We start from the raw sequence: 14,888 nt of genomic DNA, 5'->3' as shown, positions 1-14,888 counted from the left end.
CAGACATCTCCGGTGCGTATGGGATTCGCCGGCGGAGCGGAGTCCGGTCGAGTCGCTCCTCACCCTCGCGCCGTGCCGCGGCTGCCTGTCGCTCGGCGGGCGGGCCGGAGACGCCGGGGTCGCTGTTCGCTCCGCTGCCCTCTTCGAGGGGATGACCGTCGGTGCCGCCGACGCTGCGGTGTTGTCGATCGTGAAATAGCACGGCTCCGACCAGTCCGAGGCGTCGCTTCCGGCCACCGTCTGCGCCTGCCACGCGTAGGTCTGCCCATTGGTCATGAGGACCAGGTGGCCTTCGGCAGTGACGCTTCGGCATGCTCCGAACGGCGTGAGCGGTCGTGAGGCTCTGGCATTGGTGGTGTCCTGGACACCTGCGCGGGTGGCAGCATCGTCTCGTGATCACTCGTGGTGAAGGGGCGAAGTTGTGGTTCAGGGAGACGAAGTGGTCAGGGCCCTTCTGACGGCGATGGCGACCTTGGAGGATCTCGTCGCGGTGGGGCATGACTCACATTCGGCGTTGAGCACCCTGGAAGACATCGCCCATGAGCTCGGCAGGATGGATTCGGGTGAGCGCCGGTGTTTCACCGAGGTGTTGGAGCGCATCGCCGCGGAAGAACCGGGCCGGGCCGCCTGGATCCGGGGCATTCCCAATGCCTTGGACCTTGATCATTGAGGCCTGGGGGCCGCAGGCCACGCGGCTTCAGGGACGGGGCGTTCGACTAATGTGTCTGACCAGGTGGTCTTCACAGTCGTAGCCAGCGTGCCGCTTCCGACATTCTTCCCATAGACAACGGCGGTTCCCAAGACCACAACCAGGTCTTGGGAACCTCCGTCAGGCTCCCGAATTAGCCAGTAGCGTCCCGGATTCGGGGCGGGGCACCCTATCGGCTTGAGAGTTCCTCTACCGGCGAAGCTATTCGCTGCCGTCGTGGACGACAGTCGATTCGATGCCGAGGATGAGGTTGTTCATGGCTTCTGGCATACGACCGAACGACGCTACCCAGGTCTCCACCAGATACATTTCGGAATATTCATCAATTCCGAGGCACAAGCGTCCTCCGTCAAGCGCTCCGATCGGAAAGATCGACTTCTTGATCTCGTCGCTCCACTCAGAAAATCGGTCCTCTTCGCCCAAGCACAGCATGGGGTCGAGCTCGAATGGGGCGCGGGCGCGACTGATTCCGGGGCCGGAGATGCGCACTGCGAGTCCCCCGAATTCAGCAAGGAAGGTGCTGACTGAAGGATGCCTTCGGAGGAGGCCATCAGCCTCCAAGGCTGACAACCACGCTTCTGGGTCAACTTGCCGGTTGGGAGTCCAGCCAGCATCGCGCAGGGTTTGCTCTACTTGCTCTGGGAACGTCCACATTTTTGACTACTCCACTGTCACGCTGAGAGCGACCACCACGATGACGCCGGCGGCGGTGGCACCGATCGCAGCCACTGTGATGAGCAGGACGTGGTCAGTCGAAGGCATGGATATCTCCTCAGTCTCCAGAAAGACACCTCATGGAGTTAAGCCGTCAAGGTGTCCGGTAGGGACACCGGTCTGAAGACGTCGAATAGTTCATGATCACAGGGGTGTGTCGGGCGTGAAGGCGTACGTCCGAAGCGGATCCAGATGTAGCTCGTTCGGGCCCATGCAGTCCGCGGCAAGAGTTGCCACGCGCACCCCGCACACGCACGTCTGCCTGGTATGCATTCCCCACGTGCGGGTAAGCGCTCCGTGGCCGGCTACCAGCAGCCGACCACACGGGGGCAGCAACCACTAGGGAGGGGATTCAAGATGACGGTGACCGAGGCGACAGAAGCAGGCACGATCGCACTGCCGGAGATAGCCGACCCCTCACGAGTCGCTCCCAAGGACGCCCGCCAGCTGTCCCGCCTGTTCCTCGACCAACTCGCCGCTCTCGAAGAGGGCACGCCCGAGTACCAGTACGCACGCAACACCCTCATCGAGATGAACATCAGCCTCGTCCGCTACGCCGCCGCGCGCTTCCGCAGCCGCAGCCAGGACGAGACGGAAGACATCGTCCAGGTCGGCACCATCGGACTGATCAAGGCCATCGACCGGTTCGACCTCACCCGCGAAGTCGAGTTCACCTCCTTCGCCGTCCCGTACATCATCGGTGAGATCAAGCGCTTCTTCCGCGACACCTCCTGGGCTGTCCACGTTCCGCGCCGCCTCCAGGAAGCCCGCATCCAACTCGCCAAAGCCACCGAGGAGCTCCGCAGCCGGCTCGGCCGCACCCCCACCGTCAGGGAGCTCTCCGAGCTGATGTGCCTGAGCGAGGAAGAGGTCAACGAAGCCCGGCTGGCTTCCAACGGCTACGCCTCCTCCTCCCTCGACGCCACCTTCGGCTCCAGCGACGACGGCGAAACCGCGCTCGCCGACTTCATCGCCACCGACGACCACGCCCTCGAACTCGTCGAGGACTTCCATACCCTGGCCCCGCTGATCACCCAGCTCGACGAGCGTGAACGGCGCATCATCCACATGCGGTTCGTCGACGAGCTCACCCAGGGCCAGATCGGCGAACACCTCGGCGTCTCCCAGATGCACGTCTCCCGCCTGCTCTCCCGCACCCTCGCCAAACTCCGCGAAGGCATGCTCACCACCAACTGACCGCCCCACACAGGTTCCACCGTGATGGCGACCAGGGCAGGCTGCGGGTTGGAACCTTTCCGGCCGCTCCACACCGACGCCACCGTGGCGAGGGAGCAGCAAGTCGAGCTCGCCTTGCCGCAGGAGACCGGGAGGTGCGCTGCGAAGCGGGCGTCCCACGCATTCGAGGATGAAGGCGGAAAGGCCTAGCAGGCGCTGGAAGGACGGGACGGGCGCCACCTCCGACGCCCCAGGAGAGCGATCTGTGACCCCACGTACGAAAAGTTCACATCGATCCGGGCTACACGATCGCGCATGATCGAAACACACATCACCCTGGCTGTTTCCTCCGTCGACGCCTTGGGCATGGCGGTAGCGGGCATCGCCGTTGTCGCTGTCCTGATCGCGGCGTTCGTCTTCGGCAGCCGGCGCGCCGCCCAGGCCAACTCTCCGCTCCCGCGCCCCGGGGCCGCGCAGGCGCGCCAGGACTTGGCGCACCCCGAACAACGCGGCGAAGGATGGAGCACCCCCGACGACGACCCCGAGCAGGGACACCCTCACCGCTGAGCACGGATATATTCTGGAATCGGGGGAAGCGTGCGGTCCGGCGCGGCGTCCCGGACCGGGGGTCAGGTGCCGGTTTCGTGCCAGGATGTGGTGCGGCGGTATTCGGCGTTGATGCGCTGGGCTTCTTCGAGCTGGTCTTCGAGGATGATGATGCGGCAGGCAGCCTCGATCGGGGTTCCCTGGTCGACGAGTTCACGGGCGCGGGCGGCAATCCGCAGCTGGTAGCGGGAGTAGCGGCGGTGTCCGCCCTCGGAGCGCAGCGGGGTGATGAGACGGGCTTCCCCGATGGCACGGAGGAAGCCCTGGGTGGTGCCGAGCATCTCGGCGGCCCGGCCCATCGTGTAGGCGGGATAATCGTCGTCATCGAGACGGCTGAAGGAATTTTCTGCTGTCATCTGACCTCTCCGTGGAACGCGTGGAGGGCCCTGGCGCCGTACGGCGCCAGGGCCCGAAGAAACTGCTACACCATCTACCGGCCCTAGTCTTGCGCCGGCCTTCTGTCACCGCACACCCGACCGAAATCCTGTCGGCGATGCGGGGATCGCTGTTGCTCGACCGGAGACCACCTCACTATCGATGTCCTGCGGTACCCGGGCTCAACACTCCACCCGGGCGATCCTGATGGCGTTCAATTCCTCCGTTCGTCACTCGGTGATCCTGCTTACAAGCGGGGGGACTGCGTGCTGCTGGTACTGCGAACTGCGCAGTGGCCTCTCACAGCGCCACTCTTCGGCAGCCAGCCCCGTCGCCCGTCCTGCGTCTGCTCTGGCTTAGAACCCCACTGCCGAACTTCCCGGTGCGCGCGCCCGCAGCCGACGCCTTCACCGAGGTACTGCTCACTGACCACTGCGGGGTACCCCGAACTGCACTTGCGGGAACTGCTGGTTCTGCGCACGGCGGCCCCTGATCACTGCGGGCCACCCGGTCCGGTCGTCAGTCCCGTCGCCGTCCTGCAACCTCTCTGGCTTCGCAACTCCACCACCGCACCGTCCAGCGACTGCCTGTACTGCCGCCCGGCAGTTCGTGTCTGCCGGGCCCTGCCTGTCTCTCTGGGCTACAGGAGAAACCATAGCCGGGCCAGAACTGCATGTCTACTCTCGCCAACACAGATTTCCGCGTGTCTCACAGCAAGGTAATCGACCTCGCTCAGCGGCAAGGCAGGAAGCGAGGCCTTCGCCGCCGGGGTCGACAGGCCACAGGACCCGGCAGACAGGACCAGGCCTCGACGGTCCGAAGACCGGGGTGAACCTGATGGACACGTCATCCGCTGCCGTCGCACGCGAAAGGACCTTTTCGGCAACACCGCAGTTCACCGCCTTGATCGGACAGCGGCCTGACGGCAGGGCAGCGCGGACGGCGCCGCCGTCCAGCGTGTGGCGGTCGAAGTGCAGCGGACAGTCGCGGAAGCGGGCAGCGCACGCGCCACAACCGGACGGGGGTCGATGCCGCGGGCCCGGTCGGCGGCCAGGCGTCCGGCTTTCCCGCCCAGCAGACGCTGGACGGTCGCGGCCGGGACGGCGGCGAGCAGCCCGACCGAATGGATGCCGACTCCCGCAGCAGCGACGCCTGGCGGGGGCCAATGCCATACAGAGCGTCGAACGAATTAGGACGGATACCGGGCCCTGCTCCACATCGACGCCGTCGAAATCATGCTCCCCTCCCACGCGGCACGCAGATGACACCCACGTGCCCTGAGATCGTCGCCGCCGCCGCGCAGCTACCCGACAAGACCGCACTCGACGGCGAAATGGCCGTCTGGGAACACGGCCGGCTCGACTTCGACGCCTCCAGGGCTGGCTGCAACATCACGGAACCGGCTCCACCCGTGCCGCAGGCGAGCGGCCGGCGCACTTCGTCGCCTTCGACCTCCTGCGCCTGTCCGGCGCCGACACAACGGGATGGCCCTATGCGGCGACGGCGGGACGCGCTGGAGTCCCTGTTCACGGCCCGCGCGCTCACCGCGCCGTGGGCCCTGTGTCCGTCGACCACCGACCCGGACCTCGTCACGAGTGGCTCACCTGGAGGGCTGTCGGCATGGAAGGGATCGTCTTCAAGCGGCTGGCCAGTATCTACCGGCCGTCACAGCAGGGCTGGCTGAAGTGCAAGGTCCGCGAGACGACCGAAGCGATCGTCGGCGCCACCACCGGCATCCTCGCAGAGCCCCGCACGCTGCTGTCCGGGCAGTGGCGCGCAGGCAATCGAGCGCCTGTACACGGAGTTCCGGCGGTCACCAGCAGACGTCAGCCCCCACCAAGGGCACCACCGGCGACCGCCCTTGACGCCGTCCTGCCCCTCCGGGCATTCGGCCTACGCGCCGCCGACGCCCGGAGGCCGCATCTTTCACATTGAGGCCGCCCGGGGCGCGCTCTGCAAGGCGTTCTGGGCGGCCCGGTCGGCCTTGCGAGGCCCGGGCTGCCGCATCGACGTCGACGATGTCGCCCTGACGCAGCAGCTCACCGACCTCTGCAAGGCGTTCTGGGCGGCCCGGTCGGCCTTGCGAGGCCCGGGCTGCCGCATCGACGTCGACGATGTCGCCCTGACGCAACAGCTCACCGGCCATGAACACCAGCCGCTCCATCACCTTCGACGTCACCAACGAGACCATGTCACCGTCTCGGTCGACCGCACGGTAGAAACTGTTCGCTCTGCGCAGGTCCCGCAGACACGCCCGGCCAGTCCAGTCGCCAACACGTAGGCACCGCCAGCCTTCTCTCAGGGGCTCGCGTCAGCCGCCCGGACTCGCGTTCAGGCGGCAGGCTGGGGCCGGCGCAATTCTGCCTGGCCGAAGAGGAGGGCGTAGCCGCCGGGGAGCTGGCGCAGGATCCGGGCGAGGAGGTCGGGTCCGGCCAGGCGGGTGACGACGGCGAGTACGGCACCTGTGTCCCAGCGGGTGGTGGCCGGGGTAGCCCCGGTGCGTGCGGCCAGGTCTTTGACGAAGCCCCAGCCGGTGAGGCGTTCGGTTTCGGAGATCTGGGCGATCAGGGTGAGGGCGGCCTCGGTGGGAAGGCACTGTGCGAGGTCGACGCGCTCCTCGCCGGCGAGCTGGCGGCCGAGGGCGGCGAGGACGTTGTGGACGGCTTCCGCGGCGCGTTCGCGGTTCGGGTAAGCGCCTTCGTGGCGAACGCGTTCCAGCATCTGGTCGAACGTCATGACCGTCTGGGACGGGTTCGTTCGAAGCTGGTTGTACATGGCTGCGGTTGCCTTTCTCTGCGAAGGATCCGGCCTCGGGCCGGTGGTGGTCAGGTGGGCTGGGGGTGGCCGAAGAGGAGGTCGTAGCCGTGTGGGAGCTGGAGAAGGACCTCGCGGGTGAGGACGTCGCCCGCAGCGGCGGCAACGGTGGACAGGACCGCGCCGATGTCCCACAGCGCCGTCTTCTCGGTGGCGCCCTCGATCCAGGCCGCAGTCGCACGAACGAACCGCTCCGGCGAAAGCGGCTCCGCGGCCTGCAACGGGTTCAGGAGGATCAAGGCGTATGTCTCGGGGAGCCTGGCGGCGAGCTCGGCCCGCACCGTGCCCACCAAGTGGGCGCCCAGCAGGGCCAGGACGACGCGGGCAACGCGATCGGCCTCTTCCGCAGTCTCGTATTCGCCGCGTTCCTGGACGTGGGCCAGGAAGGACTCGCTGCGCATCGACATCACGTCACCTCCGGGAAGGAAGGGGCGAAGGGTCCAAGGAGTGCGGAGGGCGGGGTGCAGGAGCGGGATCCGCTCTTCCCGCCCTCCGCTGTTGGCTGATGCGGGAAAGGTCAGCCGGAGATCTGCTTGCGGCCGGCCTCGCCGCCGATGCTGATCTTGCGGGGCTTGGCGCGCTCGGCAATCGGGATGCGCAGGGTCAGGACACCCGCGTCGTAGTCGGCCTGGATGTGCTCGGTGTCGAGGGTGTCGGCCAGGACGATCTGACGGGAGAAGACACCGAGAGGCCGCTCGGAGAGCTCCATCTGCACGGTGTCCGTCTTCGCCGCAGGCCGGCGTTCCGCCTTCACCCGCAGCATGTTCCGCTCGACATCGATGTCGATCGCCTCGGTGCTCACTCCGGGGAGGTCGAAGGCGATCACGTACTGATCGCCTTCGCGGTAGGCGTCCATCGGCATGACGGACGGCTTCGACCAGGTCCCGGACGTGCCGGAAAGCTGCTGGACGATCCGGTCCATCTCGCGGAACGGGTCAGTGCGCATCAACATCGCGAAACACCTCCAGTTGGTTCAGGCAGATACTGCCAATGCGCTTCAACGTGCATCCGTTGTAACATGTCATCGGAACGATGACAAGCAAGGAGTCATCGGGAGGATGACGGAAGACGGAGAGTCCCATGACCGAAGCCGCCCCGACGGCCTCACCAGTCCCCTTCCTTGCCGTCTCCGCGGCGCTGGAAGCCATCAACCAGTCCGTAAAGGACGCGCAGCATTCCTCCGCGGGAACGCCGACGACCGCAGCGCCGCCCGAAGCCGACTCCGGCGCGCACCCGGCCCTGGCCGCACTGCTGATGCTGCGCGAGGTCCGCGAGCAGCTCGCCAGCTGGGAGAGCGGGCTGATCGAAACCGCCCGCGGACAGGGCGCGAGCTGGGCCGACCTCGCCGGCCCGCTCGGGGTCGCGAGCCGTCAGGCCGCCGAACGCCGCTACTTGCGGCTGCGCCCCGGCACCGCCGGGAGCACCGGCGAGGAGCGTGTCCAGGCCACCCGCGACACCCGCGCCGCCGACCGCACCGTGACTGCCTGGGCCCGCGACAACGCGGCCGACCTCCGCCGTCTGGCCGGACAGATCACCGCCCTCACCGATCTGCCCGTCGGCGCCAAAGACGCGATCGGCGAGCTGAACCTGGCTCTCGCCGACAACGACGCCGCCCGCCTTGTGCGCCCCCTGACCGCCACCCGGGCCCACCTGCGGCCCGAGGACGCCAGCCTCGCCAAACGCATCGACGCCCTCACCCGGCACACCGAACAGCTACGCCAAGACACCCGCGACCAGCGAAGCATGTAAACCGCATCCGTCACGGTGGCGTGGCATCTCTCGTCCCGTGAGGCCGACCGGTACATCGCCGGGCCAGAGAAGCGGGTCCCAGGCTGAGGTACTCGCCGACGGGGACCGTCCCGCCGGTACCACCTGGACGTGGCTGTCCATCGGCAGCGCGATACCTCCGGTGGCGCAACCCGCATGACACCCTGGCTGCCTGCCGCACTCACCGCGGGAGCCGCAAGGTCTTCTCGGGGTGGGCGACGCTGATGTGGTGCATGGCGGCTCCCCCTTGATCCCCACTGGCCTGACCCGCGGCTCGAGCAGGCCGAAGGGACACCCCTCCCCTCGGAGGTGTCGGCGACGACGGTGAAGTCCGTCAGGTCGCCCTCGTACGTGTCGCCGTAGCAGTGCGAGCCACGGATCGAACCGTGTACATGTGGTACCCAGGGAGGGACTCAAGATCAGGACAGATGCGCCTTCTGGCCCGTCAAAGCGGTATTGCAGGGTGCTCGGTCGTGATCGCAGCGGTGTTCTCGGCTACGGCCTGCGCGGCCTACAGGAAGGCGGCGTCCTGCCCGGCAAGCGGCCTACGCCGTCGACCTGAGCAGCAAGATCGACGCCGGCTCCTGGTACAGCACCCTGGTGCAGGGCGTGTTCAACCTGACGCCGACCATGACCTGGCTGCAGGTCTTCGGTTACGACGGCTATCTCGCCGTGGTGATGACGCTGTTCGTGCGCGGCCTGCGCGCAACGGCGCCGAAGCCAGCCTCCGGCAAGGCGGCACCGGCCCAGGACGCCCCGACGCCCGCGCGGCGCCGCCCTGCCTGTAGTACCCGTCGCCGTCGTCACCGTCCCCGCGCTCCTGGCGGACCTCGCCGTCGCCTTCGGCCGTCCCAAGCCCGCCGCCGCCCAGACCGTCGCCGTCTCGGATAAGGATTGCGGCGAGGGTTCACCGCGCCCAGGGCCGGCCGACAGACCTTCCAGACGCACAACACCGGCGACTAAGCTGCCCAGGTGCACCTCATGGACGCGCCGAGTAGCGCCCTAGCGCCGACTTCCTGGCAGTAGCGCCGACGGGCCGGTTCTCGTCGGGTGTCGGAGATCTGACCGGCCCGTTGGCGCGTCCGGCTCGCCGCAAGGGGAGTCAGTCGAGCTCGGCTCCCCGCGCTGCGGCCTCTTCCTCCGTGCGCGCGTTGCTGGTGGCGAGCGTGCCACGAGAGCTCTCGAGGTGTGCGCGCACGAACCACTGGAACTGTTCCAGGTCGCGCAGCTGCCCGATCAGCAGATCCTCGGTGGCCGGGTCGATCTCACCCGCCTCCTTGACCGCCGCACGGACGTCCTCGATCACTCCCGTGTAGACGAGGTCGAGCGCGCCGAGGTGCGCGATGGCATCCGCCCTGCCGATGGAGTAGTCCTCCCAGGTACGCTCGGTAACCAGTGCACCTGGCGTCCCCTGCGCGACGCCGCCGAGCGCGGCGATGCGCTCCGCCACGTCGTCGGCCATCTCCCGGACCTGGTCCACCTGCGGGTCAATCATCTCGTGGACGGCGATGAAGTGCGGCCCGACCACGTTCCAGTGCACATGCTTGAGAGTCAGGTGCAGATCGTTGAGCGCGTGCAGGCGAACCCGGAGCGCGCCGATAAGCCGGCCGGCCGCCTCGCGGTCGATGCCGGGCACTGTGTACTTGGGGGTCAGATCCTGCGTCATGGCTCACCTCGATTGTCAGGGGCGTTTGAACATCAACAGCACGGGTGCCCCGACACGACCGTGGCAGACCTGGCAGACCTTGACGGTGGCTCTTGCTGGGCCAATTGCCACAGGAGACGGCACGAGCGCGGGAAGGAGCGGGAAACGGCACCCGCCCTCGCGGGTGCCCGCACGGCCTACGCGTCCGGGCGCAGCAGGACGCCACGGCAAGGGCCCGGGTCGGCCGCGACGCGTCAATGCCCGCCGCAGGCGCGTCAGGCGGAGAACGAGGCTACGCGCCGCAGTACGTCCAGGGCCTGTCGCGAAGGCCGCTGCTGCTCGCCCTGCAAGGCGGTAAGTACGACCAGTCCGGCGGTTACCGGTAGTTCGTTAAATCCGGTGGCGGTGTGGGTTGACGGCAGGTCGGGTTGGTCGTAGGCCGGTGGTAGGGGTCAACTGCCTGGCTGGGGGCTGAAGATGACTGCTCGCCGTCCGTGCCCGCCTGCGCCGGGACCGCTGGAGGACTACGCGGCCAGGTTCGACGACATCTTCTTCAGCCTGGCCCAACGGCGAGGGTTTCGCGAGTATCTGACTGGGCTGCTGGCACCGCGGGAGCGGAACAAGACGCTCACCTGTCTGGCAGGGGCGGAGCCGGTCGCGGGTGCGGGGATGCCGGGGGTACAGCGGCTGCAGTTCTTCCTGTCCGTGTCACCCTGGGAGGCCGAGCTGGTCAACGACCGGCGGCTTGAGCTGCTGCGCGAGGAGCCGGCGACGGCTCCGCACGACGGCGGGGTGATCGTGATCGATGATTCCGGGGATCGTAAGGACGGCACAGCGACCGCGCATGTGGGCCGGCAATGGCTGGGCCGGCTGGGGAAGACGGACAACGGCATCGTCACGGTGACCACGGTGTGGACCGACGGCCGCGTGTACTACCCACTGCACGCGACGCCCTACACCCCCGCCCACCACTTCGCCCGCGGCCGCTCCGACCCGGCCTTCCGCACGAGACCGCAACTGTCCGCTGCCCTCGCGGCCCGGGGCAAGGACGCAGGTTTCGGCTGCCGGGCAGTGGTCGCCGACTGCGCCTACTCCGTCAGCGACGACTGGTATCTCGCGCTACGCGATGCCGGCCTGGCCTACGTGGTGGCGCTCAAACCACACCGCGGCACCTGGGCCCGGGCCGATCAACCGCATACCCCCATCGAAGCGGCACAAGCTCTGAACTGGCGCGACGCCAAGCGTCCCGGCGCCTGGACACCCGTGGAGCGTCACTTCCGCGACGGGCACACCGAGACCTGGTGGGCTGCCGATGCCCGGCTGGGCGGATATGGCCCCGACTCACCGTGCCGGCTGGTCGTGGCCACCACCGACCCGGCCCACCTGCCCGAGGAAGCCACCTGGTACGTGGCGACGTGGCCACCAACCTGCCCCACCCCGACACACCCCACGCCACCACCGGCCCGCACCCGCCGGCCGACCTCGCCGAGATCGTCCGTCTCTACGGCCTGCGGCCGTGGATCGAGCAGAGCTACAAACAGATCAAGGACGAACTCGGCTGGGCCGACTTCCAAGTCCGCTCCGACCGCGCCATCCGCCGCCACCAGACCCTGGTCAACTGCGCCTTCTCCTTCTGCTGGGACCAGTGGTTCGCCCCACCCGGACCCCTGGACGCCACCGCGCCGGACCCGTGGCCCGACGAGGGACCAGAGAGGGGGACCAGACACACCCCACCAGGCCCAACAGCCCTGTCGGCCCAAGGCCTTACGCGCCGTCCGGTCCTGGCTCACCCCCGCCATCACCCTCACCCGCTGGTGGCAAGCATGGACGGACACGGACCCACCCCATGAACTCCAGGCCCTGATCGACGCAGTCACCACCGGACACGGCATCGACCTCTACCTCCGGATTTAACGAACTACCGGTAACTGGGCAACCCCTGCGACGGGAAACGGCGCGAGCGGTGTGGGCCCGGCCGGCGCGCGCCGATCGGGCCCACACTGCTGTCCAGGCTTCGGCTCGTTGCCCGTCCCGTCGGTCAGACGGACACGGGAGTACCGAGCATCGCGGAAGCGTGCTGGAACGGACTGAGGATGCGGACGGGTGCGGCTTCGGGAAGGGTGCGACAGGTGAAGCCGAGTTGAGTCATGGCCCGGAGGACTTCGGCCGCGCTGAAGTCACGGCGGTCCTGGCGGGTGATGACCTGGCCGACCTGCTTGACGGGGTAGTGGCGGCGGCCGATGGTCACGGATTCGCCGGTGACCGGTTCGGGCTTGATGCCCTTCATCGATTCCAGCACGCCGCCCTTGGTGAGCTCGAAGGGGAAACGGGCGATGACGCAGCGCATGTGGCCTCACAGAGAGAAGGGGAGAACGGTCCGACCAGGGGTGAGCGCGTTCAGCGGGAGAGGGCGAGGACACCCAGGGCGCTGCCTTGCCCGTCGACCACCGGCAGGGCACCGAGCCGACGGGTGCGCATCGCGTGCTCGGCTTCAGCCATCGTGGTCACGGGTGAGGTGAACGACTCGTAGTCGCCGAGGATGTCGCGCAGGCGGACACGGTCCGTGTAGTCGGAGCTGTCGCGGACGGCGGCGAGTTCGTTCTGGGTGACCAGGCCGGTGCACTGGCCGTCCTGGTCGCAGACGACCAGCCGGCCCGTGCGGGCGGCGGCCATGACGGCCAGCGCCACTTCGACGCTCATGTCGTCACAGACCTGCGGTCCGGCCGCGTCCATGACCTCAGCCACTGTCCTGTGCCCGGGGTCGGCATCCGCCGGGCGGGGTTGCATCTGAACCAGCGTCAAAGGTGCCTCCTGCAGAGATGGGCCAGCTTCCTGATCACGAAAGTTCTAGGCCACCGCATCGAAGACGGACTGGCGTACGGGGGCGCGCCGACTCGCCGAAGCGGGGCGGCGCCGGCCGCGCGAGGAGGAGCTGCGCTTGGGGCGTTCGGCCACCGGTGCGGTGATGACGACCGGGATGCCGGACGGGGCCTGGGCACCGGTGATCCGGCTCAGGGCCTCGCCGCCCGAGCGGATCTGGGTGGTCTGCGGCCGGATCCCGGCGTCCGACATGAGGCGGACCATGCCGCGGCGCTGGTTCGGCGTGACGAGGGTGACGACGCTGCCGGACTCGCCGGCGCGGGCGGTACGGCCGCCGCGGTGGAGGTAGTCCTTGTGGTCGGTCGGCGGATCGACGTTGACGACCAGGTCGAGGTTGTCGACATGGATGCCGCGCGCCGCGACATTGGTCGCCACCAGCACGGTGACGTGCCCCGTCTTGAACTGCGCCAGCGTGCGGGTGCGCTGCGGCTGCGACTTGCCGCCGTGCAGCGCGGCGGCCCGTACCCCGCTGTTGAGCAGGTCCTGGGTCAGCCGGTCGACGGCGTGCTTGGTGTCCAGGAACATGATCACGCGGCCGTCGCGGGCGGCGATCTCGGTCGTGGCGGCGTGCTTGTCGTCGCCGTGGACGTGCAGGACGTGGTGCTCCATCGTCGTGACCGCACCGGCCGAAGGGTCGACCGAATGCACGACGGGGTCGGTCAGATAGCGGCGCACCAGCAGATCGACGTTACGGTCCAAGGTGGCGGAGAACAGCATCCGCTGCCCCTCCGGACGCACCTGGTCGAGCAGCGCGGTGACCTGCGGCATGAAACCCATGTCGGCCATCTGGTCGGCCTCGTCCAGCACCGTGACGCCCACCTGGTTCAGCCGGCAGTCGCCACGGTCGATGAGGTCCTTGAGCCGTCCGGGCGTCGCGACGACGACCTCGGCCCCGCCGCGCAGCGCGCCGGCCTGCCGGCCGATCGACATCCCGCCCACCACCGTGGCCAGCCGCAGCTTGACGGAACGGGCGTACGGCGTGAGCGCGTCGGTCACCTGCTGCGCCAGCTCACGCGTCGGTACGAGGATCAATCCCAGCGGCTGGCGGGGCTCGGCACGCTGTCCAGCGGTGCGGGCGAGCAGGGCGAGGCCGAAGGCGAGGGTCTTGCCGGAACCGGTGCGCCCGCGGCCCAGGACGTCACGTCCCGCCAGGGAGTTCGGCAGCGTCGCTCCCTGGATCGGGAACGGTACGGTCACCCCCTGCTTGCCGAGTTCGGCCAGGAGCTGCTCGGGCATGTCGAGATCGGCGAACGCCTCTACGGCGGGCAGCGCGGGGGTGATCGTCTTGGGCAGCGCGAACTCACCTCCGTAACCGCCGGAACGGTCGGGCCCGCCGGAACGGCGCGGTACCTGCGAGCCGAAGCGGCTGCCGCCCCTTCCGGCGTCGGCACCGCTGCTACGGGTGCGGGCGGAACGGTCGTTCGTACGTGTGCGGTTCATGCGGAACCTTCCTCGATGTGGCACATATCAAGGAATTCCCGCAGCGATGAGCAGCACGGAATTACAAGTATGGACCGATGGCTAAAGAAAGCAGACCTGACCGGCGGAAATCTCCGGGGGCACAGCTGCTGAAATGAGTGACGCGATGCGGACGTCAGATCCGGGCGTCTACTGCGGCGCGCTTCAGGGTGAGCCGGCATCCCTGAAGGGGGAAACGCGCGTGGTGGGACAACGGATTCCGCCGCGTCGTCTCACGGGTGAGACCGTTGCGGGAGATGCGTGCAGCTGGGGCCCGCACCCCGAAGGATGCGGGCCCCAGCTAAAAGTGTGCGTCAGGATCAGGCCGGGACGATGTTCTCGGCCGTCGGGCCCTTCTGTCCCTGCGCGATGTCGAAGTTGACCTTTTGGCCTTCGAGCAGCTCACGGAAGCCCTGGGCGGCGATGTTCGAGTAGTGGGCGAACACGTCAGCGCCGCCACCGTCCTGCTCGATGAAGCCGAAGCCCTTTTCCGCGTTGAACCACTTCACGGTACCAGCAGCCATGTCATATCTCCTTTGGGGCAGTGCATCGGCATCCACACTGCGCGAACACCGTATCGCCGCGATGATTACCCCACCCGGAAAATGACCGGAAATACAGAAGCGCTCCCACCGGCACGAGCCGAGTGGGGGCACTTGAAGTTTCGGGAACCACAACTGCAACTGAGATCGACAGTAGCACGCTGGAACGCCCTGTGCACGTTACATAACCCTATTCTGCTGA

16 protein-coding genes and 3 pseudogenes are annotated in these 14,888 nt (G+C 67.9%); 7 read left to right on the top strand and 12 right to left on the bottom strand.

What is annotated here, in order from left to right; translation table 11 throughout:
- Positions 1–421 precede the first annotated feature (421 nt).
- Complete coding sequence (locus ACFV0T_RS34145; RefSeq protein ID WP_385787921.1) at positions 422–670, top strand: hypothetical protein; 249 nt, start codon at positions 422–424, stop codon at positions 668–670.
- Between the two features lie 240 nt (positions 671–910).
- On the opposite strand, the gene ACFV0T_RS34140 is transcribed toward ACFV0T_RS34145, so the two are convergent.
- Entirely contained in the window at positions 911–1,363 is a 453-nt protein-coding gene (locus ACFV0T_RS34140) for an SUKH-3 domain-containing protein (protein WP_385787918.1), read from the bottom strand.
- A gap of 417 nt (positions 1,364–1,780) precedes the next feature.
- Here ACFV0T_RS34140 and ACFV0T_RS34135 point away from each other — a divergent pair, with 417 nt between their 5' ends.
- Both ACFV0T_RS34135 and ACFV0T_RS34130 read left to right on the top strand, forming a co-directional pair.
- A complete protein-coding gene (locus ACFV0T_RS34135; protein WP_385787916.1) occupies positions 1,781–2,620 on the top strand; it encodes an RNA polymerase sigma factor SigF in 840 nt (279 codons plus the stop codon).
- 294 nt (positions 2,621–2,914) lie between these two features.
- Positions 2,915–3,166, top strand: a complete 252-nt coding sequence (locus ACFV0T_RS34130) for a DUF6479 family protein (protein WP_385787913.1) — start codon at positions 2,915–2,917, stop codon at positions 3,164–3,166.
- Positions 3,167–3,228: 62 nt separating this feature from the next.
- On the opposite strand, the gene ACFV0T_RS34125 is transcribed toward ACFV0T_RS34130, so the two are convergent.
- From ACFV0T_RS34125 to ACFV0T_RS34100, 6 genes and pseudogenes are all read right to left on the bottom strand, one after another.
- A complete protein-coding gene (locus tag ACFV0T_RS34125; RefSeq protein ID WP_385787911.1) occupies positions 3,229–3,561 on the bottom strand; it encodes a MerR family transcriptional regulator in 333 nt (110 codons plus the stop codon).
- Positions 3,562–4,506: 945 nt separating this feature from the next.
- Positions 4,507–4,759, bottom strand: a pseudogene (locus ACFV0T_RS34120) (hypothetical protein); the annotation flags it as partial.
- 634 nt (positions 4,760–5,393) lie between these two features.
- Complete coding sequence (locus ACFV0T_RS34115) at positions 5,394–5,759, bottom strand: hypothetical protein (protein WP_385787908.1); 366 nt, start codon at positions 5,757–5,759, stop codon at positions 5,394–5,396.
- A gap of 152 nt (positions 5,760–5,911) precedes the next feature.
- Positions 5,912–6,355 carry a DUF2267 domain-containing protein gene (locus ACFV0T_RS34110; RefSeq protein ID WP_385787905.1) on the bottom strand — a complete coding sequence of 148 codons (444 nt, stop codon included), beginning with the start codon at positions 6,353–6,355 and terminating at the stop codon, positions 5,912–5,914.
- Positions 6,356–6,405: 50 nt separating this feature from the next.
- Positions 6,406–6,801, bottom strand: a complete 396-nt coding sequence (locus tag ACFV0T_RS34105; RefSeq protein WP_385787903.1) for a DUF2267 domain-containing protein — start codon at positions 6,799–6,801, stop codon at positions 6,406–6,408.
- A 110-nt stretch (positions 6,802–6,911) separates the two neighbouring features.
- Entirely contained in the window at positions 6,912–7,346 is a 435-nt protein-coding gene (locus ACFV0T_RS34100) for an Hsp20/alpha crystallin family protein (protein WP_385787901.1), read from the bottom strand.
- 128 nt (positions 7,347–7,474) lie between these two features.
- Here ACFV0T_RS34100 and ACFV0T_RS34095 point away from each other — a divergent pair, with 128 nt between their 5' ends.
- Together ACFV0T_RS34095 and ACFV0T_RS34090 are read left to right on the top strand one after the other, a co-directional pair.
- The gene (locus tag ACFV0T_RS34095) at positions 7,475–8,143 is read left to right on the top strand and encodes an HSP18 transcriptional regulator (protein ID WP_385787898.1); all 669 of its coding nucleotides are present in this window, start codon (positions 7,475–7,477) and stop codon (positions 8,141–8,143) included.
- 499 nt (positions 8,144–8,642) lie between these two features.
- Positions 8,643–9,121 (top strand): annotated as a pseudogene (locus ACFV0T_RS34090) (iron permease); the annotation flags it as partial.
- A gap of 142 nt (positions 9,122–9,263) precedes the next feature.
- On the opposite strand, the gene ACFV0T_RS34085 reads toward ACFV0T_RS34090, so the two are convergent.
- Entirely contained in the window at positions 9,264–9,827 is a 564-nt protein-coding gene (locus ACFV0T_RS34085) for a Dps family protein (protein WP_385787895.1), read from the bottom strand.
- A gap of 456 nt (positions 9,828–10,283) precedes the next feature.
- Here ACFV0T_RS34085 and ACFV0T_RS34080 point away from each other — a divergent pair.
- Both ACFV0T_RS34080 and ACFV0T_RS34075 read left to right on the top strand, forming a co-directional pair.
- Positions 10,284–10,964 (top strand): annotated as a pseudogene (locus ACFV0T_RS34080) (transposase); the annotation flags it as partial.
- Between the two features lie 257 nt (positions 10,965–11,221).
- Positions 11,222–11,656, top strand: a complete 435-nt coding sequence (locus ACFV0T_RS34075) for a hypothetical protein (RefSeq protein WP_385787968.1) — start codon at positions 11,222–11,224, stop codon at positions 11,654–11,656.
- Between the two features lie 188 nt (positions 11,657–11,844).
- Here the strand turns inward: ACFV0T_RS34075 and ACFV0T_RS34070 are convergent, their stop codons facing one another.
- The 4 genes from ACFV0T_RS34070 to ACFV0T_RS34055 all read right to left on the bottom strand — a co-directional run bounded on the left by ACFV0T_RS34070 (position 11,845) and on the right by ACFV0T_RS34055 (position 14,668).
- Positions 11,845–12,153 (bottom strand): SCO5918 family protein, encoded by a 309-nt coding sequence (locus ACFV0T_RS34070; protein WP_385787893.1) that lies wholly within the window; start codon positions 12,151–12,153, stop codon positions 11,845–11,847.
- 50 nt (positions 12,154–12,203) lie between these two features.
- Positions 12,204–12,608 (bottom strand): CBS domain-containing protein, encoded by a 405-nt coding sequence (locus ACFV0T_RS34065; protein WP_385787890.1) that lies wholly within the window; start codon positions 12,606–12,608, stop codon positions 12,204–12,206.
- 45 nt (positions 12,609–12,653) lie between these two features.
- A complete protein-coding gene (locus ACFV0T_RS34060; protein ID WP_385787887.1) occupies positions 12,654–14,126 on the bottom strand; it encodes a DEAD/DEAH box helicase in 1,473 nt (490 codons plus the stop codon).
- Between the two features lie 338 nt (positions 14,127–14,464).
- Positions 14,465–14,668, bottom strand: coding sequence for a cold-shock protein (locus ACFV0T_RS34055; RefSeq protein WP_003973099.1), 204 nt, complete (start codon positions 14,666–14,668; stop codon positions 14,465–14,467).
- Positions 14,669–14,888: the final 220 nt, after the last annotated feature.

It is taken from the genome of Streptomyces sp. NPDC059582, from assembly GCF_042735715.1.
Classification (GTDB): domain Bacteria; phylum Actinomycetota; class Actinomycetes; order Streptomycetales; family Streptomycetaceae; genus Streptomyces.
The sequence above is the reverse complement of the archived record's forward strand: the minus strand, read 5'-3'. Positions and strand labels throughout refer to the sequence as shown.